The 23,860-nt window shown below is 49.9% G+C and carries 20 protein-coding genes; 3 read left to right on the forward strand and 17 right to left on the reverse strand.

The features are described from left to right. The first annotated feature begins 14 nt into the window (after positions 1-14). Positions 15-803: a CHAD domain-containing protein gene (locus KNQ03_RS15065; RefSeq protein ID WP_149426803.1), complete on the forward strand. Its 789-nt coding sequence runs from the start codon at positions 15-17 to the stop codon at positions 801-803. On the opposite strand, the gene glsA is transcribed toward KNQ03_RS15065, so the two are convergent. The 3 genes from glsA to KNQ03_RS15080 form a co-directional block, all read right to left on the reverse strand. After that, on the reverse strand, positions 794-1,726 hold the full coding sequence (gene glsA / locus KNQ03_RS15070; RefSeq protein ID WP_023467099.1) for a glutaminase A: 933 nt from the start codon (positions 1,724-1,726) through the stop codon (positions 794-796). The two genes, KNQ03_RS15065 and glsA, sit on opposite strands and share 10 nt — an antisense overlap. A 127-nt stretch (positions 1,727-1,853) precedes the next feature. Next, positions 1,854-4,430: an ATP-dependent chaperone ClpB gene (gene clpB / locus KNQ03_RS15075; RefSeq protein WP_214725365.1), complete on the reverse strand. Its 2,577-nt coding sequence runs from the start codon at positions 4,428-4,430 to the stop codon at positions 1,854-1,856. A gap of 6 nt (positions 4,431-4,436) precedes the next feature. Further along, a complete protein-coding gene (locus KNQ03_RS15080) occupies positions 4,437-5,294 on the reverse strand; it encodes a DnaJ C-terminal domain-containing protein (protein WP_214725367.1) in 858 nt (285 codons plus the stop codon). A gap of 195 nt (positions 5,295-5,489) precedes the next feature. Between KNQ03_RS15080 and KNQ03_RS15085 the strand changes: the two genes are divergently transcribed. Further along, positions 5,490-5,684: a YwbE family protein gene (locus KNQ03_RS15085; protein WP_023467094.1), complete on the forward strand. Its 195-nt coding sequence runs from the start codon at positions 5,490-5,492 to the stop codon at positions 5,682-5,684. Positions 5,685-5,739: 55 nt separating this feature from the next. Here the strand turns inward: KNQ03_RS15085 and KNQ03_RS15090 are convergent, their stop codons facing one another. From KNQ03_RS15090 to KNQ03_RS15100, 3 genes are all read right to left on the reverse strand, one after another. Further along, positions 5,740-6,915, reverse strand: coding sequence for a M20 metallopeptidase family protein (locus KNQ03_RS15090; RefSeq protein WP_214725369.1), 1,176 nt, complete (start codon positions 6,913-6,915; stop codon positions 5,740-5,742). Positions 6,916-6,928: 13 nt separating this feature from the next. Further along, complete coding sequence (locus KNQ03_RS15095; protein ID WP_050678993.1) at positions 6,929-7,783, reverse strand: MurR/RpiR family transcriptional regulator; 855 nt, start codon at positions 7,781-7,783, stop codon at positions 6,929-6,931. 270 nt (positions 7,784-8,053) lie between these two features. Further along, a complete protein-coding gene (locus KNQ03_RS15100; RefSeq protein ID WP_047394974.1) occupies positions 8,054-9,232 on the reverse strand; it encodes a CamS family sex pheromone protein in 1,179 nt (392 codons plus the stop codon). 134 nt (positions 9,233-9,366) lie between these two features. Between KNQ03_RS15100 and KNQ03_RS15105 the strand changes: the two genes are divergently transcribed. Beyond that, positions 9,367-9,948: a class D sortase gene (locus KNQ03_RS15105; protein ID WP_050678992.1), complete on the forward strand. Its 582-nt coding sequence runs from the start codon at positions 9,367-9,369 to the stop codon at positions 9,946-9,948. 469 nt (positions 9,949-10,417) lie between these two features. Here KNQ03_RS15105 and ligA read toward each other — a convergent pair whose 3' ends face one another. The 11 genes from ligA to purM form a co-directional block, all read right to left on the reverse strand. Then, positions 10,418-12,412 carry an NAD-dependent DNA ligase LigA gene (gene ligA, locus KNQ03_RS15110; protein ID WP_214725371.1) on the reverse strand — a complete coding sequence of 665 codons (1,995 nt, stop codon included), beginning with the start codon at positions 12,410-12,412 and terminating at the stop codon, positions 10,418-10,420. Between the two features lie 14 nt (positions 12,413-12,426). Further along, positions 12,427-14,652: a DNA helicase PcrA gene (gene pcrA / locus KNQ03_RS15115; protein WP_050678990.1), complete on the reverse strand. Its 2,226-nt coding sequence runs from the start codon at positions 14,650-14,652 to the stop codon at positions 12,427-12,429. 45 nt (positions 14,653-14,697) lie between these two features. Next, positions 14,698-15,393 carry a heptaprenylglyceryl phosphate synthase gene (pcrB, locus tag KNQ03_RS15120; protein ID WP_174316006.1) on the reverse strand — a complete coding sequence of 232 codons (696 nt, stop codon included), beginning with the start codon at positions 15,391-15,393 and terminating at the stop codon, positions 14,698-14,700. 62 nt (positions 15,394-15,455) lie between these two features. Then, positions 15,456-15,680, reverse strand: coding sequence for a hypothetical protein (locus KNQ03_RS15125; protein ID WP_064300874.1), 225 nt, complete (start codon positions 15,678-15,680; stop codon positions 15,456-15,458). A 12-nt stretch (positions 15,681-15,692) separates the two neighbouring features. Beyond that, positions 15,693-17,072 carry a TrkH family potassium uptake protein gene (locus tag KNQ03_RS15130; protein WP_029340750.1) on the reverse strand — a complete coding sequence of 460 codons (1,380 nt, stop codon included), beginning with the start codon at positions 17,070-17,072 and terminating at the stop codon, positions 15,693-15,695. A gap of 37 nt (positions 17,073-17,109) precedes the next feature. Continuing rightward, positions 17,110-17,424: a YerC/YecD family TrpR-related protein gene (locus tag KNQ03_RS15135; protein WP_023467078.1), complete on the reverse strand. Its 315-nt coding sequence runs from the start codon at positions 17,422-17,424 to the stop codon at positions 17,110-17,112. A gap of 68 nt (positions 17,425-17,492) precedes the next feature. Next, entirely contained in the window at positions 17,493-19,232 is a 1,740-nt protein-coding gene (locus KNQ03_RS15140) for an adenine deaminase C-terminal domain-containing protein (RefSeq protein ID WP_214725373.1), read from the reverse strand. A 210-nt stretch (positions 19,233-19,442) separates the two neighbouring features. After that, positions 19,443-20,705, reverse strand: coding sequence for a phosphoribosylamine--glycine ligase (gene purD / locus KNQ03_RS15145; RefSeq protein ID WP_214725375.1), 1,263 nt, complete (start codon positions 20,703-20,705; stop codon positions 19,443-19,445). Positions 20,706-20,720: 15 nt separating this feature from the next. Next, positions 20,721-22,241 (reverse strand): bifunctional phosphoribosylaminoimidazolecarboxamide formyltransferase/IMP cyclohydrolase, encoded by a 1,521-nt coding sequence (gene purH / locus KNQ03_RS15150; protein WP_058704946.1) that lies wholly within the window; start codon positions 22,239-22,241, stop codon positions 20,721-20,723. Continuing rightward, on the reverse strand, positions 22,238-22,813 hold the full coding sequence (gene purN / locus KNQ03_RS15155) for a phosphoribosylglycinamide formyltransferase (RefSeq protein WP_023467073.1): 576 nt from the start codon (positions 22,811-22,813) through the stop codon (positions 22,238-22,240). Before purN ends, purH begins: the two co-directional genes overlap by 4 nt. After that, the gene (purM, locus tag KNQ03_RS15160; RefSeq protein ID WP_029340745.1) at positions 22,810-23,844 is read right to left on the reverse strand and encodes a phosphoribosylformylglycinamidine cyclo-ligase; all 1,035 of its coding nucleotides are present in this window, start codon (positions 23,842-23,844) and stop codon (positions 22,810-22,812) included. Before purM ends, purN begins: the two co-directional genes overlap by 4 nt. Between the last annotated feature and the right edge of the window lie 16 nt (positions 23,845-23,860).

A 23,860-nucleotide genomic window follows, 5' to 3' on the forward strand; every position in this document is an offset into this window, starting at 1 on the left:
GAGGGATTCATCTCATGAACCATCGAGATACTGAAAAGCTGACTTTCGAACTGCTTGAGACATGGTCGACCTTCAATCATTATGCCAAAGAGGCTCAAACGTTTGAAAATCCGGAAGATGTCCATCAAGCGCGGATTCGGTTACGGAAACTAATCACATTCGCCCGATTGGTCGATTTAACGGAGGAACCCGTTTATTTGATTTGGAAGCGGCTGATGCATGCTTTCGGCGAAGTCCGTGACCTCGACGTACAACTCGAAGCAACCTCAAACAAAACAGAAATCGATCAGTTATTCGCGAACCATGTCGCTCTGCAACTTCAAGGGAAACGTTCGACTTTAATCGAGACGATGCATCTCTTGATCTCCAATGAACTGGATCGATCCGTTCGTCGCTTTTTAGCCGGTCCGATGACAAAGCGCCTCAAACGGATGTCAGAAAAAGAGCTGATTCAGGCCGCTGAGAAACGCTATGAAAAAAAACGTGAACAATTTGAAAAAGTGCAACGAAAGGATGGAACGAAGCGTGTCGAACGGATGCATGAATTACGGCTTGCTACAAAAGCATACCGTTATACGGTCGAGTATCTTCGTCCCTACACGCATCAACCGAAGTCTGCTGTCGATCGTCTAAAGGCAACCCAGACACGACTCGGACACATCAATGACACGTATCAGCGATTAGAAAGATGGCGCTCTTTCGAGGTTCCATCTGCTTATCAAGAAGAGCGTTTGCGTCAGATCAAGCGGTTAGAGGACGAACTACGTTCTGCGCTTGATCAGATTGAAATCGCTCATGGATGACGTTGAACGAGTAATTCCAGCATCTTTGTTCCGGCAATCGAGTTTCCTTTGGCATCAAGCGATGGTCCAAAGACACCGATTCCGAGATCGGCCATATCGAAATCACTTCGACCGCAAGCAACGACTGCACCGGAAACACCACTTTTTCCTGGAAGCCCGACTTGGACGGAAAATTCTCCAGATGCATCGTACATGCCACACGTCGTCATGATTGCTCGAATGATTCGTGCGTTCCGACGTGAAATGACTTGGCGTCCTGATGGCGTCTTACCGGATGTACTCAAAATTTTCCCCATCATGGCAAGTCCTTTACAGTTCGTCAAAATCGCACATTGTTTCGTATAGACGTCGATGATTTCTTCGACATTGCCTTCGATGACACCGTGATAGCGCATGAAGTAGAGCAACGCCCGATTCAAATCCGTCGTTTCGAATTCTGATTCAGCGACATCTGCGTCATATTTTACCATTTCTACTTCAATATCCAATAGCTTTGCGATGAATTGACGCAATTGAAGTAATTTATCGGCAGCATCCGTTCCCGGTAGCATACTCGTCACGGCTAGTGCCCCTGCATTGATCATTGGATTGAGCGGTTTTGTCGGAATCGTCTCTTCAAGTTTTGCGATCGAATTGAACGCATCGCCTGTCGGTTCCATCCCGACTTTTGAAAAAACATAATCTTCTCCGAATGTCTCGAGAACGAATGCGAGCGTGATGATCTTCGATACACTCTGTAGTGTAAACATCGTATCCGCATCACCTGCCGAAACGAACGTCCCGTCGGCATTACAGACGGCGATTCCGAGTTGTGTCGGATCAACCTTCGCAAGCTCTGGGATATAACTGGCGACTTGTCCAAGCACTGTATACGGACGGCATTCTTCAATCAACTCCTCGAGTTGGGCTTGTGTAACATTCATGGCGTTCCCTCTTTCTCTTTTTTTCTAGCTTATCACGCATCTGACGAATACGGATATGGTTCTTCCGTAAACGCTACAAGGAGTCGACTCGTTTCAGCCGAGTCGACTCCTTTTTCTAGCATCTGCTTCATCCGTGGACGACTAGTTCGCCGTCTTCTACGTCAATCGCAATCCGGGCGCCATCTTGAATCGCCCCACTGATCAAGGCACGGGCAAGTTTCGTCTCAATCGTTCGTTGCATATAACGATTGATTGGACGCGCCCCGTATTGTGGTTCGAAGGCTTCTTCGAAAATCAACGTCTTCGCAGCATCCGTGACATCAATCGTAATGCCACGTCCAGATAAACGTGAACTCATTTTCTCGACCGCTTTGTCGATGATTCGTTCGATTTCCGTCCGGTGGAGTGGATGGAATAAAATCGTATCATCGATCCGGTTCAAGAACTCCGGTCGGAAGTGGCGCTTCAGTTCTTGGCGAACGGCTTCCTCTTCCGCTGCATCGATGACACCATCTTTGGCGGCTTCAAGCAGGATGGGTGCTCCGATGTTTGACGTCATGATGACGATCGTGTTTTTGAAGTCGACGACCCGTCCTTGCGCATCCGTCAATCGACCATCGTCGAGCAACTGAAGCAAAATATTAAAGACGTCGCCGTGCGCTTTTTCGATCTCATCGAACAACAGAACCGAATACGGACTCCGTCGAACGGCTTCCGTCAATTGACCGCCTTCTTCATAACCGACATATCCCGGAGGCGCACCGACGAGACGGGAGACATTGTGTTTTTCCATATACTCCGACATATCGATGCGGACGATGTGATCTTCACTATCGAACATCGCGGCTGCCAAGGCTTTTGCGAGTTCTGTCTTCCCGACCCCTGTCGGACCGAGGAACAAGAACGAGCCAATCGGGCGGTTCGGATCCTTGATGCCTGCTCGCGCTCGAATGACAGCGTCCGCGACGAGACGGACCGCTTCGTCTTGACCGAAGACACGCTCATGAAGCGTATCTTCAAGATAAAGTAATTTTTCCCGTTCGCCCTGCGCAAGCCGCGTCACTGGAATGCCGGTCCATTTCGAAACGATGTCGGATATCTCTTCTTCCGTCACCGCCTCTCGAACGAGTTCGTGTGAGACGTGTTCAGATGACTCTTCCGCGACTTTCAGACGTGCCTCAAGATCCGGAATTTGACCGTACTTGATTTCCGATGCTCGGTTCAAATCATAGCGCCCTTCCGCTTCTTGTAACGCCAGTTTTGCCTTCTCAAGATCCGCACGTAACTGCTGGACACTTTGCGAACTCTCTTTTTCCCGTTCCCATCGCGTCCGCAGCGCACTCTCGTCTTCCCGGACAGAGCTGAGCTCTTGCTGTAAGACGGCAAGTCGTTTCCGGGATGCTTCATCCGTTTCTTTTTTTAACGCCGCTTCTTCGATTTCGAGCTGCATGACCCGACGAACGAGTGAATCGAGCTCAGCTGGCATCGACTCCATATCGGTCCGAATCATCGCACATGCTTCATCGACGAGATCAATCGCCTTATCCGGCATGAACCGGTCCGTGATATACCGATCGGATAACATCGCCGCCGCGACGAGCGCATTATCATGAATCCGTACACCGTGGTGAATCTCAAATCGTTCTTTTAGTCCACGCAGAATGGAAATCGTATCCTCGACATCCGGTTCCGCGACGAGGACTTGTTGGAAGCGACGTTCGAGCGCCGGGTCCTTTTCGATATACTTCCGATACTCATCTAGCGTCGTCGCACCGATACAGTGCAATTCTCCTCGCGCAAGCATCGGCTTGAGCATGTTTCCGGCATCCATTGCGCCGTCCGTCTTCCCAGCACCGACGATTGTATGCAGCTCATCGATGAATAAGAGAATCTGTCCTTCGGCTTCCTTGACTTCATTCAAGACTGCCTGCAGGCGTTCTTCGAACTCACCCCGATACTTCGCACCAGCGACGAGCGCACTCATGTCTAAACTGAACAACTGCTTGTTCTTCAGACTCTCCGGTACATCCCCTCGGACGATCCGTTGCGCGAGTCCTTCAACGATTGCCGTTTTCCCGACGCCAGGTTCTCCAATCAAGACGGGATTGTTTTTTGTCTTCCGACTCAAAATCCGGATGACACGTCGAATCTCATCATCACGACCGATGACCGGATCTGTTTTTCCAGACCGGAAATCCGCTACGAGATCACGTCCATATTTTTTCAACACATCAAACGTCTCTTCGGGATTTTTCGTCGTGACCTTCCGATTGCCTCGCATACTGACGATCGCTTCCCGGAGTGTCTCTTCCGTGATGCCTTGACGACGTAGGTACTGAGCTGCTGGACTTGATTGTTTGATCAATGCTTGCAATAAGTGTTCGACGGAGACATAGTCATCCTGCATGAGACGCGCTTCCGTCTCTGCTTCCGTCAACACGTTCAGCAACGAGCTACCGATCCGAGGCGTCGTCGCCTGGGACAAAGCAGGAAGTTTACCAATCGCCTCGTCAATCGCTCCATTCAATATCTCAATCCGTTGATTCAGCTTTTCAAAGACGACTCGTGCAATCCCTTCTTCTTGAGCAAGTAAGGCAAGTAACAAATGCCATTCTGTGATTTCACTATGACGACGTTGTTTCGCGATCGCTTGGGCAGAGACGATTCCCTCGTGTGCCCGATCCGTTAAACGTTCAAAATCCATCCTTGATCACTCCTTCACTGCAAGTTGACGTTCCCACTCTTCATAAAAGGAACGGTCCATCTCAGGTAACTTGACTTCGAGTTGGACAAGTAACGCCCCACGATGACCATTCGCTTGACTCAGACCACGATTTGGAATCCGGAGTCGTGCTCCTGGTTTCGTGCCCGGTTTGACTTTCAGTTTGATTCGTTTCCCTTCAAGCGTATCTGCGACGACTTCGCCTCCGAGCACAAGCGTCGTCGGATGAACACGGACGGTTGAAATGACGTCTTGGTCGACCCGTCGGAACTGATCGTCATCCTTCAAGTGAATCGTCACGTAAACATCTCCCGCGACACCTTGTCGGTTACGCATTGAACTTTTTCCACGTAAGCGAACTTTTTTACCGTCATAGACGTCTTTCGGAAGCGTCAGCTGGATCGAACCCGTCGCAAGACGCACCGTGACTTTTTCGTTCGTACTGAGATGACTGAGTGGGACCGTCAATTCAAGCTCTTCATCGGTCGACACTTCTTCCTGACTAAAGAACGAACCGAACATATCTTCAAATCCGAACGATTGTCCAGGTCGTGTCCGTCCACCACCTCCGAACTGTCGGAACAGATCTTCGTAATCTCCAGCGCCACCAGCTCCAGCGCCTGCCATCTGATCGAAGTTACTGCCGTATCGATCATACTTCGCTCGTTTTTCCTCATCTCCAAGCACATCGAAGGCTTCTTGGATATCCTTGAAACGCTGGTCCGCACTCGCCTCTTTATTGACGTCTGGGTGATACTGCTTTGCCAATTTGCGGTACGCGCGCTTAATATCTTGATTCGATGCATCCTTTGCGACACCGAGTGTTTGGTAGTAGTCTTTTGCCATTCGAATTCACTTCCTTTTCCTATACTTCATTACCTTAATTATAAAAGTCGTATCTTAATTGGTCAAATATAGTCAAACTTTTTTCTGACATTCTGTTCTCTTTTCACTTTACGTCCTTGCGACAAACAAGTTTCACCGACTGAACCATGTTATACTGATAGCCAAACAGGAAATGAACGATGGGAGGATCTACAGATGGATGGTAAAACACGTAAAAATATCACGCCCGGTCTTAAAGTCAGCATCGTGTTGAAGCAAGATCAACGAACAGGTAAACGAACAGAAGGAATCGTCAAAGACCTTCTCACGAAATCTCCGCAACATCCGCACGGGATTAAAGTGCGCTTAGAAGACGGTCAAGTCGGTCGTGTTCAAGAAATTTTAGGATAAAAAGACAGCAATCGCTCGTCCTGATTCCTTTTCGGAGTCAAGACGAGCGATTTTTTCATGATTCAGTAGCTTGTTCTAAGTAACGCCATGTCGCTTCGACGAGAATACGCGCTGCATCGAGCATCGCCGGCTCCTTAAAATCAAACTGTGGATGGTGATGCGGTGGATACGAAGCATCTCCCGCTCCTGTAAAGAAGAACGCACCAGGTACGTGTTGCAAGTAATAAGCGAAGTCCTCGCCACCCATCGTCGGTTCAATCTCAAATACACGCTCGTCTCCTAAAACTTCTCGTGCGACAGATTCAATCAATGCGGTGGGTGCAGCATGATTGACGACAGCTGGATAGCCTTTTTCGTATGTAAAGTGATACGTTGCTCCGACTGCCTCACAGATTCCTTTGATCGTCCGCTCCATCCGCTCAATGATCTCGTCCGCTGTCGCTTCATCAAACGTCCGGACCGTTCCTGTCAACATCGCTTGATCTGCAATGACATTAAACGTATTCCCAGCATGTAATGTTCCAACGGTCACGACTGCCGGCTCCAGTGGATTGAGTTGACGACTGACGATCGATTGTAATTCCTTAACGATTGTTGCCCCGAGTAAGACAGCATCAATCGTCTCATGTGGTTTCGCACCGTGTCCGCCTTTTCCATATAAGGTCAGTTCGAACTTATCCGCCGCCGCCATGATCGGACCAGTCCGAACACCTACGTGTCCTAAATCGATCGTTGACCAAAGATGCGTTCCAAAGATGACATCGACTCCTTCGAGACAACCGTCCGCAATCATATCGCGTGCACCGCCCGGAACGACTTCTTCCGCATGTTGATGAATCAAAACGACGTTCCCCGGTAATGATTCTCGCTGTTGCATGAGCGTCTCTGCGACAGCAAGTAACGTCGCCGTATGACCATCGTGACCGCATGCATGCATCACACCCGGAACCGTCGACCGATACGCGACCTCTTTAGCGTCAGCAATCGGTAAGGCATCAAAGTCGGCGCGTAACGCGACGGTCTTTCCCGGTTTTCCTCCACGAATATACCCGACGACACCACGTCCGCCGACCTCCGTCTTGACTTCGATTCCGAGCGCTTTTAAATGTCGCGCGATATAACGCGGGGTCTCGACTTCGTGAAACGACAACTCTGGGTGCTGATGTAAATAGCGACGGCGCTCGACCATTTCTGGATACAACGCTTCTAGTCCGGCAGTTCGTTCTGACATATATGTATCCCCCTTATTTCTTTTGATGCAGTGTCTTAACGCTTTCCCGCGTGTATTGAAGGCGTTCGAGTGTGTCTTCATAATGTCCCGCAGCATACGATAAGAACAAGACATCGATCGCAAATAGTTGGGCGAGACGCGAACTGAGCGCCGCACTACGAAGCGGTGCTTCCGGAGCGCGTGATGTCCAAAGCGCGATATCCGCTAGTTGGCTGATCCGGTTGTCCCCGAAACGTGTCAGACTGATGACCTTCAGCCCTTGGATTTTCGCCAAACGGATCAATTCGACGACCTCTTCTGTTTCTCCGCTATAGGAAATCGCAAAGAAGACATCTTCTTTACGTGCATTCGCTAAGATCGTCGCAAGTAGATGCTGGTCCGTTTCTTGAATCGCTAGTTTCCCGACACGCGTCCATTTTTGAGCAGCGTCTTCGGCTACGACATGGGATGCCCCAATCCCATAAAAATAAATCGCACGCGCCTGATCAATCACATCAATCGCATCCGCAATCCGTTCATCATTCAACTGCTTCGCAGTATCCTGTAATGCTTGAATACTGTTACTAAGCGTTTTTTCAATCAAGTCGACGGGACGTTCATCCTTTTCGATATCGTGATACCCTTTTAAATCCGTCCGTGCTGTATCGGCAGAAATGCGCATCCGCAACTCCGGGTATCCTTTTAATCCAAGCGCGCGACAGAAGCGGACGACTGCAGCGGCACTTGTATCTGATTCCTCTGCAAGTTGGTGGATCGTCATGCGCGCAATTTGGTTCATATGCGTCAAGACATAGTCTGCGACTTTTCGTGAGGACGATGGTAGTTCCTCTCGAACTGCACCGATTTGTGAATAGATACCGCCTTTCATCTACATCTCTCCTTTATCCTCTTCTTCTTAAAAGAACTGACGATTCATCACTTACCTCGTCGTTCCTGTGTGTAGAACTGTTCTTCTTTCATTATGCTCTCTTCTACTGGCTTTCGTAAATCTAAAAAATGGGAAAGTGAAACAAAATACCATTCTTCTTCCATACCCTTCCTTTCTGATTCATATGCTTCTCTCTTCCAGCATCCGTCGTACAAAAAAGCGACATTCCGCCCATTGGAGGAATGTCGCTACATAAAGTGAATGGAGAAATCAACGAATCTTGACGATCGGTTTCTTTGTATCCGGATCGAGGAATAGCATCGCTTCCGTATCCCCGTTCAAGTTCGTCACAGTGATCGTCGTTGGAATGTTTCGATTATACTCCCAACGATTCTCAAGCAGGTACGTCACGTACTGAACGAATGCGACGAGTTCTGCTTTTCCGTAAAATTGAACGGGAATCTTCATCTCAAGCTTTTTAAGTTCATCTTCTTGATAGAAGCCTTCCCCCATCATACCGGTGTAGTTCGGGAAGTAGTCTTCTAGGCGGTCTTTGAATAAATCGAATTTCGCTGCATCATCCCGCACGTCATTCGTTGCGCGTGCTGACGGGTAGTAGTAATAGCGCTCATTGTAGTTTTTCCAGTCGTTCGCACTGATTTGATTCCCGCGACCGATGAATGCAGACGAGAGATAGTGACCGGAAACCGGTGACCCTTCTTTTTCCTGGAGGTAGAGGGCGACGTGAATCGGTGTCGTCTTCATCCCTTGTGTCTTACGCATCTTCTTGACTAAATCGTTTGCCATCCGCTTCCCTTCAGCAACGACTTTCTTTTCATCAAGTTTAACGGTATAGGTCGGTCCATAGTTTTCATCTTGGAACACATACTCACTATTTAAGACAAGCGCAATCGACGTGCCACCAAGTTCGAGTTTCTTATCTTCTTCAAGCATGTAGTCTTGCTCTAAGATATGCGATAGAATCATAGGTGACTTTTGGTTTTTTTCTTTATACGACTTACCAGACGTGTAGGCTGGGTTCAGACCTTCAGGATCGCTGACGCCATCGCCTGCTTTTCCTTTTCGCAACAACCATTTCGCGATTTGGTCGGCTTCGAGTAACTGACCTTCTTGGTAATAGTATTTTTCCGGATCAAAAAACTGTGTCGAATGACGCATTAAACCCGTTTCGATTTCATCGAGCTCAAGACGTGAACTGACACGTTTTTGTGTCATTCCACGTGCGACACTTGGACGAAACGGCAAGACCGTCCGATAGTACGAATCCGTCGTATCAATGGCTGGACTGACAACGGCTTGGACTTCCTTACCTTGTTCACTTTCAGTAATGACTTCTTTTGTATCGCTACTTGGCGAAAGGTCGAACGAACAAGCACCTAAAAATAACGTGCTCGATAACGTCAACGCTACTGCTGTTTTATAGTTCATCTCTATTTGCACCCCATGTTTTTAAATCGTTCTCTTTATCATAACAGAATCGTTTTCCATCGGGGAAGGACAAGTTTTTCCCTGATTTTCAAAAAAGATGATGCGCCTTGGCGTATCCGAAAGGACTTTTTCTCATGACACGTCGTAAATTCATCGGTTTGCTTTTTTTACTGGCAGGCATCGCCCTTATTGCTTGGCCCTTCATCAGTGACTATCAGCGTGAACAGGAAGCAGCAAATTTAAAGGAACAATGGACCAAAAGTTTGAAGACCGTCGATGCGAAAGAGACAAAACAACCCCTTGCTACATCTGGTGTCGGATTGCTCTCGATTCCAAGCATTGATTTTGAACAAGTCATCTTAGAGGGTTCGACGACAGCGGTGTTGGACCGTAGTATCGGTCATATTCCAGAAACCGGATCACCTGGAAAAGGCAATTATGCGCTCGCCGGACACCGAAGTTTCACGGAAGGGCTTCACTTCAATCGTCTGCCTGACGTCAAAAAAGGCGATACCGTCGTCGTCACGACAAAAACACATCGGTATACGTACCGCATCACGTCCAGTCGTCTTGTCACACCGACGACATTGTCCGTTCTCGACCAATCCGTCGCTTCCCCAACCATCACATTGATCACCTGTGATCCACCAGAAACGGCAACGAATCGTCTCATCAAACAAGGTACTTTGATTCGGAGCGAAACGATTGCTTCGTGACAAGGATGAACACGAATAAAGGAAGGCGGAATCCCGCCTTCCTTTCAGATTATAGACAAAAAGAAGGATGACTCAAAAAATGACGCGTCTTTTCACGCCCTTTCCTCAGGCGAGACACAAGCCGGTTTTCCCGCTCCATTCGAGCAGGAAAACGGGTCTCGTTTGTCTCTGACAGCGCAAAATCGCGCTTTTTCCTGTAGGAGTGGCGTATGACGCGTCATTCTTTTTTATCCCCGGAAGAAAGATCAGAGAAGCGTTTTGTTCCCTCGACATCGCTTCCTAGGAAAAAACAAGCAAGAGCGACCCTGCAGCGAAGCGAAGCGGCGCGATGCTTGTCCCAGGAAAACGATGCGAGACGAACAAAAAAGCGCAATCCTTCTCGTTAGAGAAAAATTGCACACTATCTTCAGTTTCAAAGGAAGGCGGAATTCCGCCTTCCTTTTTATTTGATCGTTCTCATTCATTCTTTTCACGCTTCGTGTTTAGCTAATTCTTCTAACAGACGCGCTTCATCCCAAATTTCGATACCAAGCGATTCCGCTTTCGTCAGTTTAGAGCCTGCCTTTTCCCCTGCGACGAGTACGTCCGTCTTTTTACTGACACTTCCTGTCACATCGGCTCCGAGTGCTTCGAGTCGTTTACCGGCCTCTGACCGTTTTAAGCTCTCGAGCGTTCCCGTCAAGACAATCGTTTTGCCGCCGAGCGGTGCATTCGTCTGATCGATCCGTTCACCAAGGAAACGTTGATTGACGCCGAGTTGTTCCAAATCACGAATCAATGCCTGTGCTTCCGGATGCTCGAAGTACTTCACGATTGAATCTGCGATTTTCCCCCCAATGCCATCGATTGCGACAATCTCATCGTAGCTTGTAGCCGCAATCCCTGCTAACGAATCAAAACGTTCCGCTAGAAGATACGCCGCTTTTTGACCAACAAGTCGGATTCCGAGACCAAACAAGAGACGCTCAACCGAGTTCTGTTTCGAGGCTTCGATCGCCGCAAGCAATTTATCAACGGACGTCTCACCCATCCGGTCGAACGTCAACAACTCCTCACGATCGAGTCGATATAAATCGGCAATCGTCCGGATTGCTTCATGATCATACAATTGACGGACGACTTTTTCACCGAGACCGTCGATGTTCATCGCCTGACGCGAAACGAAGTGAATGATGCCTTCCATCAATTGCGCCGGACATTCCGGACTGACACAGCGGATGTCGACTTCACCTTCGAGACGGACAAGTTCCGACTGACAAGCCGGACAATGTGTCGGGAAGACGATTGGTGTCTCTTCCCCTGTCCGTTCTGCCGTGACGACTTGTACGACTGCCGGGATGACATCGCCTGCTTTTTTAATGATGACCGAGTCCTGAAGGCGGATATCTTTTTCAGCGATGAAGTCAGCGTTGTGTAGTGTCGCATACGTCACCGTCGATCCTGCGACGACGACCGGTGCAAAACGGGCGCGAGGTGTGACTTTCCCGGTCCGACCGACACTGAAATCAACGTCTTCTACCGTCGTCATGACTTCTTCCGCCGCAAACTTATAGGCTGTCGCGAAGCGGGGACTTTTTGCTGTGAAGCCGAGCTCCTCCTGATCATCGTATCGATCGACTTTCAAGACGATTCCGTCGATCTCATATGGCAGGCTCGCGCGTGCTTCCGTCCAGTGCGCGATATAGGCAAGAATCTCTTCCACCGTCTCACATGTCTGCATATGTTGATTGGTCGGTAACCCAAGTGAAGCGAGTTGTGCCATCGCTTCGCTATGCGAACGGGCCGTCAACGTATTGACGCCGACGCCATACACGAATAACGACAGATTGCGCGACGCTGTGATCGACGAATCCAGCTGACGCAGGCTACCTGCTGCAGCGTTACGCGGATTCGCGAACAATGTCTCTTCCCGGCTTGCCCGGTCTTCATTCAAGCGTTCGAACGATTGTTTCGGCATGTAAGCCTCACCGCGGACTTCGACCGTCTCTTCTGCCTGCAGACGAAGCGGTAACGCTTTGATCGTCCGTAGATTCTGCGTGATGTTTTCGCCGACGGTTCCATCGCCACGCGTCGCCCCACGGACGAATCGCCCGTCTTCGTATTTCAGCGAGATGGCAAGTCCATCGAATTTCAGTTCGGCGACATACGTCGTCGAACGTCCGAGCGACCGCTCAATCCGAGCGACCCATTCGCGAATTTCCGTCTCATCAAAGACGTTTCCGAGCGACAGCATCGGTAAATCATGCGTCACCTTCTCGAACGCTTCGAGCGGTGCTGCTCCGACGCGTTGCGTCGGAGAGTCCGGTGTGATCAGTTCTGGATGCTCTGTTTCTAACTCCGTCAGTTCACGAAGCAATTGATCGTACGTCGCATCCGGTACCGTTGGTTGATCCAGTACGTAGTATTCGTAGCTGTATCGGTTCAATGTTTGACGAATCTCATCTATACGCTGGCTTGCGTCCATCCGTGGACCTCCCGTCATACCTTTTTAATCGGTGCGAATTTCGCGAGCAATCGTTTGATTCCGACTGCTGGGAATGCGATATCGATTTCAAGATTATCCCCTTCACCACGAGTCTGGACGACTGTACCAAGTCCCCATTTCCCGTGCTCTGCCTTATCTCCGACCGACCAACCGAGCGTTTCCGCACCTGACGTCTTCATTGCTGTCGGTTTGCTGATCGAGCGACCGATGACGGCTTTGCCTTGCGGAACAGGGCGGTCTTCCCATGGGAGTGGCTTCGCTTTTTTACCGGTCCGCTCGATGACGACTTCCGGCAGCTCTGCTAGGAACCGTGATTCTTGGTTCGCATTCGTTCGTCCGTACAGGGAGCGCATCCGCGCGTGTGACAAGTAAAGGCGTTTCTCAGCACGTGTGATCCCGACGTACGCGAGGCGACGTTCTTCTTCCATCTCGTCTTCATCTTGAAGCGAGCGGCTATGTGGGAACAACCCTTCCTCCATCCCAATCAAGAAGACGACCGGGAACTCGAGTCCTTTTGCCGAGTGGAGCGTCATCAACGTGACTTGTTCTTCTGGATCCGTCTCGTCGAGTGAATCGACATCGGCGACGAGTGTCAAATCAGTCAAGAAGGCGATGATCGTCCGGTCTTCTGGATCGGCTTTCGCCGTCTCCTTCTCGAAGTTTTGTGCAACGGTGATGAACTCGTTGATGTTCTCGAGACGACTTTGTGCTTCAAGCGTCTTATCTTCCTTCAGCACTTGACGATAGCCTGATTTTTCGAGCACTTCTTCGACTAGTTCCGACAGGCTGATGAATTCTTGCATTTGGCTGAGTCCGAGAATCATCGTCCGGAAATCCGTCAGCTTCGCTGCCGTCTTTGGTGCGATACTCGACAATTCGATATCGCGAATCGCTTCCATCAATGACACACCTTGTAAGTCAGCGAAATCACGCAGCTTATCAATCGTCGTCGCACCAATCCCGCGTTTTGGTTCGTTGACGATCCGCGCGAAGGACAGGTCTTCATCCGGATTCGAAATCAATCGGAGATAAGCAAGCACGTCCTTGATCTCTTTACGATCGTAGAACTTCGTGCCGCCGATCATTTTGTACGGAACGTTCGACTTAAGAAGCGTTTCCTCAATGGCACGCGATTGTGCATTCGTCCGGTACAGAATCGCGATATCGCTCAGTTTCATCCCGTAACGAAGTGAGTTCCGAATCTCCTGGACGATATAAAAGGCTTCTTCCCGCTCATTCTCCGCCGTATGAACGACGAGCTTCTCGCCTTCATCATTATCCGTCCAAAGTTTCTTATCTTTGCGTGTCGAGTTGTTTTGGATGACATGGTTGGCTGCTTCCAAGATTCGTTTGGAAGAACGGTAGTTTTGCTCGAGTAAGATGACAGCTGCATTCGGATAGTCCTCTTCGAACGAGAGGATGTTCGCGATGTCAGCACCACGCCAGCGATAGATCGACTGATCCGAGTCTCCAACGACACAGAGATTCTGATGTCCCGATGCTAACAGGTTGACGAGATCATACTGGGCTTTGTTCGTATCTTGATACTCATCGACATGAATGTAGCGGAATTTCTTCTGATAGTAAGCAAGGACATCCGGACTCTTCTTGAACAATTCCGTCGTTTTTCCGATCAAATCATCAAAGTCGAGCGCGTTGTTCCGGCGTAAGACCGCTTCATATCCTTTATAGATTTCAGCAACTGTCTTTTCATACGGGCTCGTCACGATCGAGGCGTAGAATTCAGCACTGCGTAATTCATTTTTCTGTGACGAGATGATCGTCAGCATCGAACGTGGATCCCATTTTTTTGGATCCAAGTTTTGTTCCTTTAAGACGAGCTTGATCGCCGACTGCTGATCACTTGAATCAAGAATCGTGAAGTTGCGATCGTACCCAAGCTGATCGATGTCACGACGTAACATCCGGACACACATCGAGTGGAAGGTCGAAACCCAAATATCATTCGCGACACCACCGACCAAACGACCGATCCGGTCTCGCATTTCCCGCGCCGCTTTGTTCGTGAACGTAATCGCGAGGATGTTCCACGGTGCGACTTGTTTAGCCGCCATCAAATAAGCGACCCGATGTGTCAGGACGCGTGTCTTCCCGGAACCGGCTCCTGCCATGATCAGCAGTGGACCTTCCGTATGCTTGACTGCTCTTGCTTGCTCAGGGTTTAGTCCACTGACGAGCTGTTCACTCAAATTAAACATATCAATAGCCTCATTTCTTGTATTCCGAACTTTTGTTCCTATATTTTATCGTGTCGCTGCGACAGTCGCAAGCGCTGCTTTTAAATCCTCATAAATGACGTTCCCGACGACGATCGTATCCGCATACTGCAGCATCTCACGCGCTCGCTCCTCGGAGTCGATTCCTCCACCGTAAAACAGGCGTGCCTGTTTCAAGACATCGCGAACGGCTGCTACTCGTTCCGGTTCTCCGTAAACGCCGCTGTATTCGAGATACACGACCGGTAGACGGAAGACGCTATCCGCTAACTGCGCATAAGCGACGGTCTCATCTAATGTTAGCGGTTTTGCTTGTGTCACATGCGCGACCTTCGCATCAGGATTCAGGACGATATACCCTTCCCCGACAAGATCAGCGTGCGCCAGCATATGACCGACTTGTTCTAACGCCTCGACTTGTTTTTCAACGACGTACTCTAATGTTCCCGCATTCAGGACCGTCGGTGTCAGATACGTATCAAATCCCATCGTTGCGGCTTCGAGTTCAGAAATCTCGAGTGCCACTGCGACTGGATACCGGCGCAAACGCATCAAGAGATCAAGCGTCGCATCGAGTGTGATGTCATCTGTTCCACCGACAAGAATCGCATCCGTTCCGGACGTCGCAATCGCCTGCAGGCTAGCATCATCAATTGGTTTTGCTGGATCTAGTTTAAAGACATGTCGCCATTCATTAAAAGGTAATAACACGGTTCGTCCCATCCTCTCTTTCTCATTCCACATTCAGTATAAAACAAAAAACCATCTCGCGCAGGGCGAGATGGTCAGACGTGTGTCCGTCGTTTCGTCAAGAGTGACGCCAGTAACAACGCAAAGACAGCATATACCGGCACGAACGCCCACGGTTCTGCCAAAAAGAAGCCGAGTATCGGGACGTCCAGTAACGGTGAATCCGGTGAACAGAGTGCTCGACCGTTGACGAGCGCCAAAAACGGTAAGACAGGAACAGCAAAGATATAGGCGAAGTTGATCCAAAAGGCACGTTTCATAAAAGAGCCTCCTTATCCGATGATGACGGATTCCTTCGGATAGTTGTAGTTACGTTTCGGTTGGTTCGCTTTCAGGAGAAGAACGAACGAGATGACACCGATTCGACCGATGAACATCAGCACAGACAACGTCCATTTTCCGATATCCGATAATTGATCCGTGATGCCGAGCGATAGACCGGTCGTTCCGAACGCTGAACAGGCTTCAAAAAATAGCACGAGGAACGGGGCATCTTCGACAAGCAATAAGACGATCAATCCGACCATCGTCACACCAGTCGAGACGACGATGACGACGAAGGCTTTCCAGATGTCCGACTGACCAATCTCACGACCAAAGATTTTGATGCCGTATTCGCCTCGGATGAAGGCGATGACACTCAAGACGGCGACCGCGAACGTCGTCGTTCGAATCCCCCCACCAACGGAAGACGGTGACGCCCCGATGAACATCAAGAGCGACAAGACGAAAATCGACGCTTGTGAGAAGGAGGTGATGTCGACCGTCGTCAATCCCCCGTTTCGGGTCGTGACGGATTGGAACAAGGCGTCGACGAGCTTCTCATCGATCGGTAAACCTTTAAAGGATTGGTTCCATTCAAATAGCAGCAATGCTACCGTTCCGAATAGGACGAGAATGAAGAACGTTGACGCCGTCAATTTTGTAAACAGTGAAAAATGATACGGTTGACGTGTCGCTTGGCGTGTCGCCCGGTACGAGATGTAGCGCCGGACTTCGACGAGTACCGGAAAGCCGATCGCACCAAGTGTCAGTAACAAAATTTGCATGAAGACGACGAACAAATCACCACGAAACGGTAGTAACGATTCACCCGTGATATCAAAACCAGCATTCGTCGTCGCACTGACCGATCCGAACAGTCCTTGGAGCATCGCTTCACCTAGTGTCGGAAAATATTTCGTATAGTACAGCCCGAGAATCAATGCCCCAATCAATTCAATCGAGACGATGATCAAGATGACTTCCCGAATGTATTTGACGACCCCTTGCATCGTCGTCTGGTTCTGATCTCGAACGACAAGTTGGCGTTCCCGAAAGCCGATTCGTTTTCCGAGAATGACCCACATCGCGATATGAAGCGACATCAAACCGATTCCGCTGACTTGCACTAAAATCATGATCATGAAGTAGCCGAACGTCGTGAAGGTTTCTGAGACCGAGACCGTCGTCAAACCAGTGACACTGACACAACTGACCGCCATGAAGACGAGGTCCGTGAAATCCCAGTTGTAGTCTCCCTTGGTCGACCACGGCAGACCGAGCATGATGATTCCGATGATGACCGCAACGAAGTAGATGATGACGAGCGACTGGATGGGCGTCAGCCTTCGAATGAAGTGCTGAATTTTATGTTGTAACGCAAAATCCAATATGACACGCCCCCCTTCATAGAAGTAGCGGATAACATTAGTTATCCGCTACTTCTTGCTCGATAAGACCTAGGCGGGCAAGCGCCAGATCATAACCGCCCGAACCGTAGTTCAAGCAACGTTTGACACGCGAGATCGTTGCTGTTGAAGCACCGGTCGCCTTTTCGATTTTGTGATACGTATTGCCTTCACGTAATTGACGTGCGACTTCAAGACGTTGGGCGAGCGCCTGGATTTCGTTGACGGTCGCTAAGTCTTCGAACAACGTATAACAATCTTCTAATGAATCCATCTTCATGATGGCTGTAAATAACTGATCCAATTCTTTTCCACGCAATTTATCGAGTTGCATCTTGTGACTCCCTTTCCCATTCAATTGCTCTTTAATAGTTTAAAGCGCGACGTTTTAAAATTCAAGCGTCATCGCAAAATCGCTGGGAAAAGGACTTTTTTCCGAAGGACTTCGTATATTCCCTGCGGCGTGATCCGCACATATGGCAAGTGAGTTGACGCTAGGAATAGCAACGTATAGACAGGATCTTCAAACGCATAACCGCGTTCAAACAAGGCTTCGCGTAAAGCGGTTTCCTGAACGATCAAATCTTCGAGTGGCAAGTCAGACGTCTGCCCCATCAAGGTCAACGGAACTTCAGCGATGACTTCTCCGTCCTCGACGAGAACGATTCCGCCACCGAACGCTTTCATGCGATCAAACGCGACTTGCATGTCTCGTTTCGATTTACCGATCATCAAGATATCACCGCTAATCGAGTACGAACTGACGAGACCTCCGACTTGTGTCGCAAAGTTTTTCAGAACGGTATTCAGTCGCCATTTCCCTTCTCGGTCGAGTAACATCAGGAAGGATTCATCACATCCTGCTGGTAGCACAGGCACACTTGTATCGTGTTCAACTTGATAGAGCTTCATGATGACGGAATTGACCATCTCAAGACCAACCGGCATGCTGAACGAAAAATCCTGTTCCGTTAACGAAACCTGGACTTCTGAACGTGGCATGAGCGCATAGACTGCATCAAGCGCTTCTGCCGGGTAACATGGGATGTCTGCTTGACGGACCCATGTGCCGCGCGCAAGCACGGCGACAGGTGTCGGTGCGTCTTTTGCCTCAAGGAAATTGAGATGCGCGATCCGTCCAGGTGCGATACTCCCGAGTAGATGATCGAGATTAAAATGACGCGCTGCATTGTACGACGCGATCCGGTATGCTTCTTCGACCGGGATGCCTGCCTCAAGCATCAATCGAATCGTCTCGTCCATCATGCCTGCTTTATAAAAGGACGGCGTTGAACCATCTGTCGTCACGAGTACCTTATCAAACTGCGTCAACCCTGCTTCGACGAGACCTTTAAAAATATCCGGTAAATCTGGACGAATCGATGAATAACGAATCGTCGTCGTGTAGCCAAGTTCAAGACGTGTCATCGCTTCTTCAACCGTCATCGCTTCATGATCACTCGTCACGCCATAAAGCGCCATCTTCGTCAGCGTCTTCGCTGAAGCACCAGGAAAATGACCTTCGATCGGTTTTCCGAGTTTAATCGCATCCTGCATCCAGTGAAGCAGTTCATCATCTCCTTGCGAGAGACGTGGCCATCCCGTCAACTCACCTGCTTGGATGACTTGTGGATGCTTGAGCCACGCTTGAATCCGGCGATTATCGATCGAGATACTGTCGGCATCAAGCTCGGTTTGTGCGTCGAGTCGTGCCCACCAGTACATTGAGGTCGGTAAGTCTGCTAGCGCCTCGACTTGAGCAAACGCTTGCTCCGTCGGCTCTAATAATAACAACATATTGTCGTTGACGAGCGTCGATGTTCCCCGCTCTGCTGCGAATTTTGCAAGACTCGCTGGATTGTAAAGTTGGAACGGATGGGCATGGGGTTCAATGTAACCGGGTACGATATATTGACCTGTCGCATCATGATACGCATCGGCTTGTTCCGGCATCTCTGGACCGACGTAGACGATCCGGTCGCCACTAATCCAAATATTCGCCGTCCGCCATGCTTTGACACCATGATTCAGGTAAGTGGCATTCTGTATGACAAGTGTCGGTGCAAGCTTTCCGCTGATGACCGCTTGGTGTGTTCGTACTTCAGATTTCGTCCAAGGGGATCTTCCATAATTTTTTTTCACGAAAGCTCGACCTCCTTTGTTTTATTGAAAACGCTTTCTTATAGTTCTTATACTAAAATGTTGCTAAGTAAGTTTCAAGAAGTTTTGCCCCGTTCCGGATTCATTTGGTCAAAATAACACAAATTCGCCATGGAAGACAAATCTTTTCGTGCACTTCGCCAAGAAACAAAAAACCAGACGCCACTCCTTCGAGCACGTCTGGTTCAGATATCATGATTCATGCGAGGCACGAAAGGCTTTTTGAGCGATATCAGTTCGGTAAAAGAATGGTTGATCCGTCATGTCTGGTAAGTTCGCATAGACCTGTTCGACAGCCTGCTCGATCGTCTCGGCACGACTGACACACACAAGGACACGTCCACCAGCTGAGACAAGTTGATCGTCTCGTTCTGCCGTACCGGCATGAAAGACGAGAAGACCGTCCCCGATCTGATCAAGTGGAATCGCTTGTCCCGTTTTTGGCGCTTCCGGATATCCTTCTGCTGCGACGACGACACCGACAGCTGCTTGATCCGTCCAAACGACTTCTGGTATCTGTCCGTCCATCAGCGGCATGATGACATCAAGCAACGGCGTCTCTAAGCGCGGAAGAATGACCTCTGTTTCCGGATCACCGAACCGGGCATTGAACTCGATGACGAATGGTCCTTGTTTCGTCAGCATCAGACCGGCATAGAGGAAGCCGGTGAACGGAATTCCTTCGCTTGCCATCTGATCGACGAGTGGCTGAATGATGCGATCAACAGCTTCTGTCGTCAACGCTGCTTCGTCCCACTGAGGAAGCGGAGAATACGCGCCCATGCCTCCTGTGTTCGGACCTAAGTCACCGTCAAACGCCCGTTTATGATCTTGCGACAATACCATCGGGATGACCGTCTCTTCGTGCACGAATGCCATCAACGAACACTCTTCCCCGATCAGACATTCTTCGATGACGACGCGGCTTTGTTGACCGTATTCTCCGGCAAACGTATCGTGGATTGCAACAAGCGCCTGGTCCACGGTTTCTGCGACCGTGACTCCTTTTCCGGCAGCAAGTCCATCGGCTTTGATGACGATCGGTGCACCCGCTTTGCGAACATACGCCTTTGCATCTGCTGCTGAAGTAAAGACGGCGTGAGCAGCGGTCGGGATACCGGCACGCTCCATCAATTCTTTCGCGAACTGCTTACTTCCTTCGATCGCTGCCGCTTCCCGTGTTGGTCCGAAGATTTGCAGTCCCGCTGCCTGAAAGGCGTTAACGACTCCGAGAACAAGTGGTCCTTCTGGTCCGACGATCGTCCAATCGATCTGTTCGTCTTGTGCGAACGTCACGAGTTCATCGATAGCATCTTCGGCGATCGGAACACATGTGGCTTGTGTCATCCCGGCATTCCCAGGCGCAGCATACACGGTCTCGATCCGTTCATCCTGTGCCAGCTTCCAGACGAGCGCGTGTTCACGCCCTCCTTTACCAATCACCAATACCTTCATTCAAATCGCCTCCACTTAGTGTTTGAAATGTCGAACGTTCGTAAAGACCATCGTAATGCCATGTTTGTTACACGCATCGATCGACTCTTGGTCACGAATCGAGCCGCCTGGTTGAATAATTGCTGTAATGCCAGCTGCTGCTGCCGCTTCGACCGTATCACCCATTGGGAAGAAAGCATCGGAAGCAAGGGACGCGCCAACTGCTTTTTCTCCGGCTTGCGTAATCGCGATGTTCGCTGAACCAACACGGTTCATCTGTCCTGCACCAACACCGACCGTCACTTCGTCCTTCGCGAGAACGATGGCATTCGACTTGACGTGTTTGACGGCGCGCCATGCGAGTTTCAAGTCCTCCCATTCCGCTGCTGTCGGTTTGCGGTCTGTCACGACACGTGCTGCTGCATCATCAAGCGTCTCATCGTCACTGTCTTGGACGAGCATGCCGCCAGCGACTGCCGTATAACGGATCGCTTGGACACGCTTGACGTCGAGTTCAAGCAGACGGATGTTCTTTTTCGCTGACAACAAGGCGAATGCTTCTTCTGTGAAGGATGGAGCGATGATGATCTCAAGGAAAATACCGCTCAATTGTTCTGCTGTCTCTAAATCGACTTCACGGTTCAAGGCGACGATGCCACCGAAGATCGACACTGGATCGGCTGCATGAGCGCGGCGGAATGCCTCTCCGATCGTTGGACCGACGGCAACACCACATGGGTTCATGTGTTTGACGACGACAGCTGCTGCTTCGCGGAACTCGTCGAGAATTTCAAGTGCAGCGTTCGCATCTTGAATGTTGTTATACGACAACTCTTTACCGTGCAACTGTTTCGCTGAAGCGAGAGATGCTCCACGGTAAATCGGTGTTTTATAGAAGGCTGCTTCTTGGTGTGGATTTTCTCCGTAACGAAGATCCTGGACTTTTTCAAGCGTGATCGTCAACTGATCCGGGAACTTCTCACCTGTTTGCGTCAAGAAATAATCCGCAATCAACGCATCGTACGCTGCTGTATGACGGAATGCTTTCGCCGCAAGACGTTGGCGTGTCTCAAACGTCGTTCCACCTTCACGAACCTCAGCAACGACTGTTTCGTAATCAGCTGGGTCGACGACGACCGTGACAGCTGCGTGGTTTTTCGCTGCTGAACGCAACATGCTTGGTCCACCGATATCGATGTTCTCGATCGCATCGGCATAGGCGACGTCTTCTTGTAAGACCGTCTGCTTGAACGGATACAGATTGACGACGACGAAATCAATCGGTTGGATCTGTTGCGCAGCCATCTGCTCACGATGGGATTCAAGATCACGACGACCGAGTAATCCACCATGAACCATTGGATGGAGCGTCTTGACACGCCCATCGAGCATTTCTGGGAATTGTGTGACTTCACTGATACCAATGACCGGAAGCCCAGCTTCCTCTAACGCTTGATGTGTTCCGCCTGTCGAGACGAGCTCGATCCCTGCTTCATGAAACGCTCGTCCTAATTCGACGATTCCTGTTTTATCCGACACACTAATTAACGCTCTCATACGTTTGCCTCCTCTTTCATCCACTCTTCGATGACTTGCGGATACAGTCTATGTTCGACACGCTGAATCGCTTGTTGCAATGTTTCACGCGTCATCTCTTCTGTAATCCGGACGGCTTCTTGGGCCATGATCGGTCCTGTGTCCATGCCTTCATCGACTATATGAATTGTAACACCTGTGATTTTAACTCCGCCACGAAATGCTTGACCGATCGCATCTTTTCCCGGGAAGGCCGGAAGTAGCGACGGGTGGATGTTGACGATCCGCCCTGCGTATCGTCCGAGCAACTCTTCCCCAATCAATCGCATATAGCCGGCGAGAATGATCCGTTCAACGCCTTTTGCTTCAAGACGGGCAATGATTTCCCGCTCAAAACTCGGTTTATCCGGATAGTCCTTCGCCCGAAAGACGAAGACGTCACATCCGCGTCGTTTCGCCCGTTCGATGACTGCTGCGTCCGGTTGATCGCAGACGATCAGTTCGATCGAGGCATGTAATGTTCCTGCCTCGATTGCTTCAAAAAGTGCTTCGACATTACTACCGCTTCCTGATGCAAAACAGGCGATCTTCATGCGTCGACTCCTTGAATCCGGACACCTTCTTGATCGGTCACCTGACCAATCACGTACGCCGTCTCATTTTCACGAGCGAGGCGTGCTGTCACTTCCGCGACATCTTCCGGTTTGACAATCAACATGAAACCGATCCCCATATTGAAGACATTATACATATCATGTCGTGGCAAATCACCCGCTTGCTCGAGCCAGTCGAAGACTGGTAACGTCGGCCACTTTTTCGGATCGAACGATGCGCCGAGCCCTTCTGGTAAGACACGTGGTACGTTCTCGTAGAAACCACCACCCGTAATATGGACCATCGCTTGAATCTTTTCCGTCTCAAGGGCTGCTTTGACTGCTTCGACGTAGATACGTGTTGGCATCAGGAGCGCATTTCCGAGCGTATGACCGAGCATCATGACTTCATCTTCGTAACGGAGACCACTGTCAGCGACAATTTTACGGACGAGTGAGAAGCCATTTGAATGGACACCGGACGAAGCGAGACCGAGAATGACATCTCCCGCTGCGACGTTATCACCTGTGATCAATTTTTGTTTCTCGACGGCACCGACGGCGAACCCGGCGATATCATATTCGCCGTCCGCATACATCCCTGGCATTTCCGCTGTCTCGCCGCCGATTAACGTACATCCCGCCTGGACGCAACCTTCTGCGACACCTGCGACGATCCGTTCGATCTTCGCCGGAATCGCCTGACCGAGCGCGATATAATCAAGGAAATAAAGTGGTTCCGCGCCTTGGACGATGATGTCGTTCACACACATCGCGACACAGTCGATTCCGATCGTATCGTGTTGTTCCAGTGCGAAAGCGAGCTTCAGCTTCGTACCGACACCGTCTGTCCCACTGACAAGGACCGGTTCTTTCAACTGCAATTGGCTGAGGTCGAACATCGCACCAAAGCTACCGAGTCCCGTCAATACTTCTTTGCGCATCGAACGGGCGACGTGTTTTTTCATTCGGGTGACTGACTCATATCCTGCTGTCAGACTCACACCTGCTGCTTCGTAATGTTTGCTCATGTTCTTCCCCCATCTA

Origin of the sequence: Exiguobacterium sp. s143, assembly GCF_018618895.1 — a bacterium.
In the GTDB taxonomy this organism is placed as follows: Bacteria; Bacillota; Bacilli; order Exiguobacteriales; family Exiguobacteriaceae; genus Exiguobacterium_A; species Exiguobacterium_A abrahamii.

Bases quoted from the DNA above. Each gene is read 5' to 3' on its own strand.
- KNQ03_RS15065 (WP_149426803.1), top strand. From the start codon at position 15: ATGAACCATCGAGATACTGAAAAGCTGACTTTCGAACTGCTTGAGACA.
- glsA (WP_023467099.1), bottom strand. From the start codon at position 1,726: ATGAATGTTACACAAGCCCAACTCGAGGAGTTGATTGAAGAATGCCGT.
- clpB (WP_214725365.1), bottom strand. From the start codon at position 4,430: ATGGATTTTGAACGTTTAACGGATCGGGCACACGAGGGAATCGTCTCT.
- KNQ03_RS15080 (WP_214725367.1), bottom strand. From the start codon at position 5,294: ATGGCAAAAGACTACTACCAAACACTCGGTGTCGCAAAGGATGCATCG.
- KNQ03_RS15085 (WP_023467094.1), top strand. From the start codon at position 5,490: ATGGATGGTAAAACACGTAAAAATATCACGCCCGGTCTTAAAGTCAGC.
- KNQ03_RS15090 (WP_214725369.1), bottom strand. From the start codon at position 6,915: ATGTCAGAACGAACTGCCGGACTAGAAGCGTTGTATCCAGAAATGGTC.
- KNQ03_RS15095 (WP_050678993.1), bottom strand. From the start codon at position 7,783: ATGAAAGGCGGTATCTATTCACAAATCGGTGCAGTTCGAGAGGAACTA.
- KNQ03_RS15100 (WP_047394974.1), bottom strand. From the start codon at position 9,232: ATGAACTATAAAACAGCAGTAGCGTTGACGTTATCGAGCACGTTATTT.
- KNQ03_RS15105 (WP_050678992.1), top strand. From the start codon at position 9,367: ATGACACGTCGTAAATTCATCGGTTTGCTTTTTTTACTGGCAGGCATC.
- ligA (WP_214725371.1), bottom strand. From the start codon at position 12,412: ATGGACGCAAGCCAGCGTATAGATGAGATTCGTCAAACATTGAACCGA.
- pcrA (WP_050678990.1), bottom strand. From the start codon at position 14,652: ATGTTTAATTTGAGTGAACAGCTCGTCAGTGGACTAAACCCTGAGCAA.
- pcrB (WP_174316006.1), bottom strand. From the start codon at position 15,393: ATGGGACGAACCGTGTTATTACCTTTTAATGAATGGCGACATGTCTTT.
- KNQ03_RS15125 (WP_064300874.1), bottom strand. From the start codon at position 15,680: ATGAAACGTGCCTTTTGGATCAACTTCGCCTATATCTTTGCTGTTCCT.
- KNQ03_RS15135 (WP_023467078.1), bottom strand. From the start codon at position 17,424: ATGCAACTCGATAAATTGCGTGGAAAAGAATTGGATCAGTTATTTACA.
- purD (WP_214725375.1), bottom strand. From the start codon at position 20,705: ATGAAGGTATTGGTGATTGGTAAAGGAGGGCGTGAACACGCGCTCGTC.
- purH (WP_058704946.1), bottom strand. From the start codon at position 22,241: ATGAGAGCGTTAATTAGTGTGTCGGATAAAACAGGAATCGTCGAATTA.
- purN (WP_023467073.1), bottom strand. From the start codon at position 22,813: ATGAAGATCGCCTGTTTTGCATCAGGAAGCGGTAGTAATGTCGAAGCA.
- purM (WP_029340745.1), bottom strand. From the start codon at position 23,844: ATGAGCAAACATTACGAAGCAGCAGGTGTGAGTCTGACAGCAGGATAT.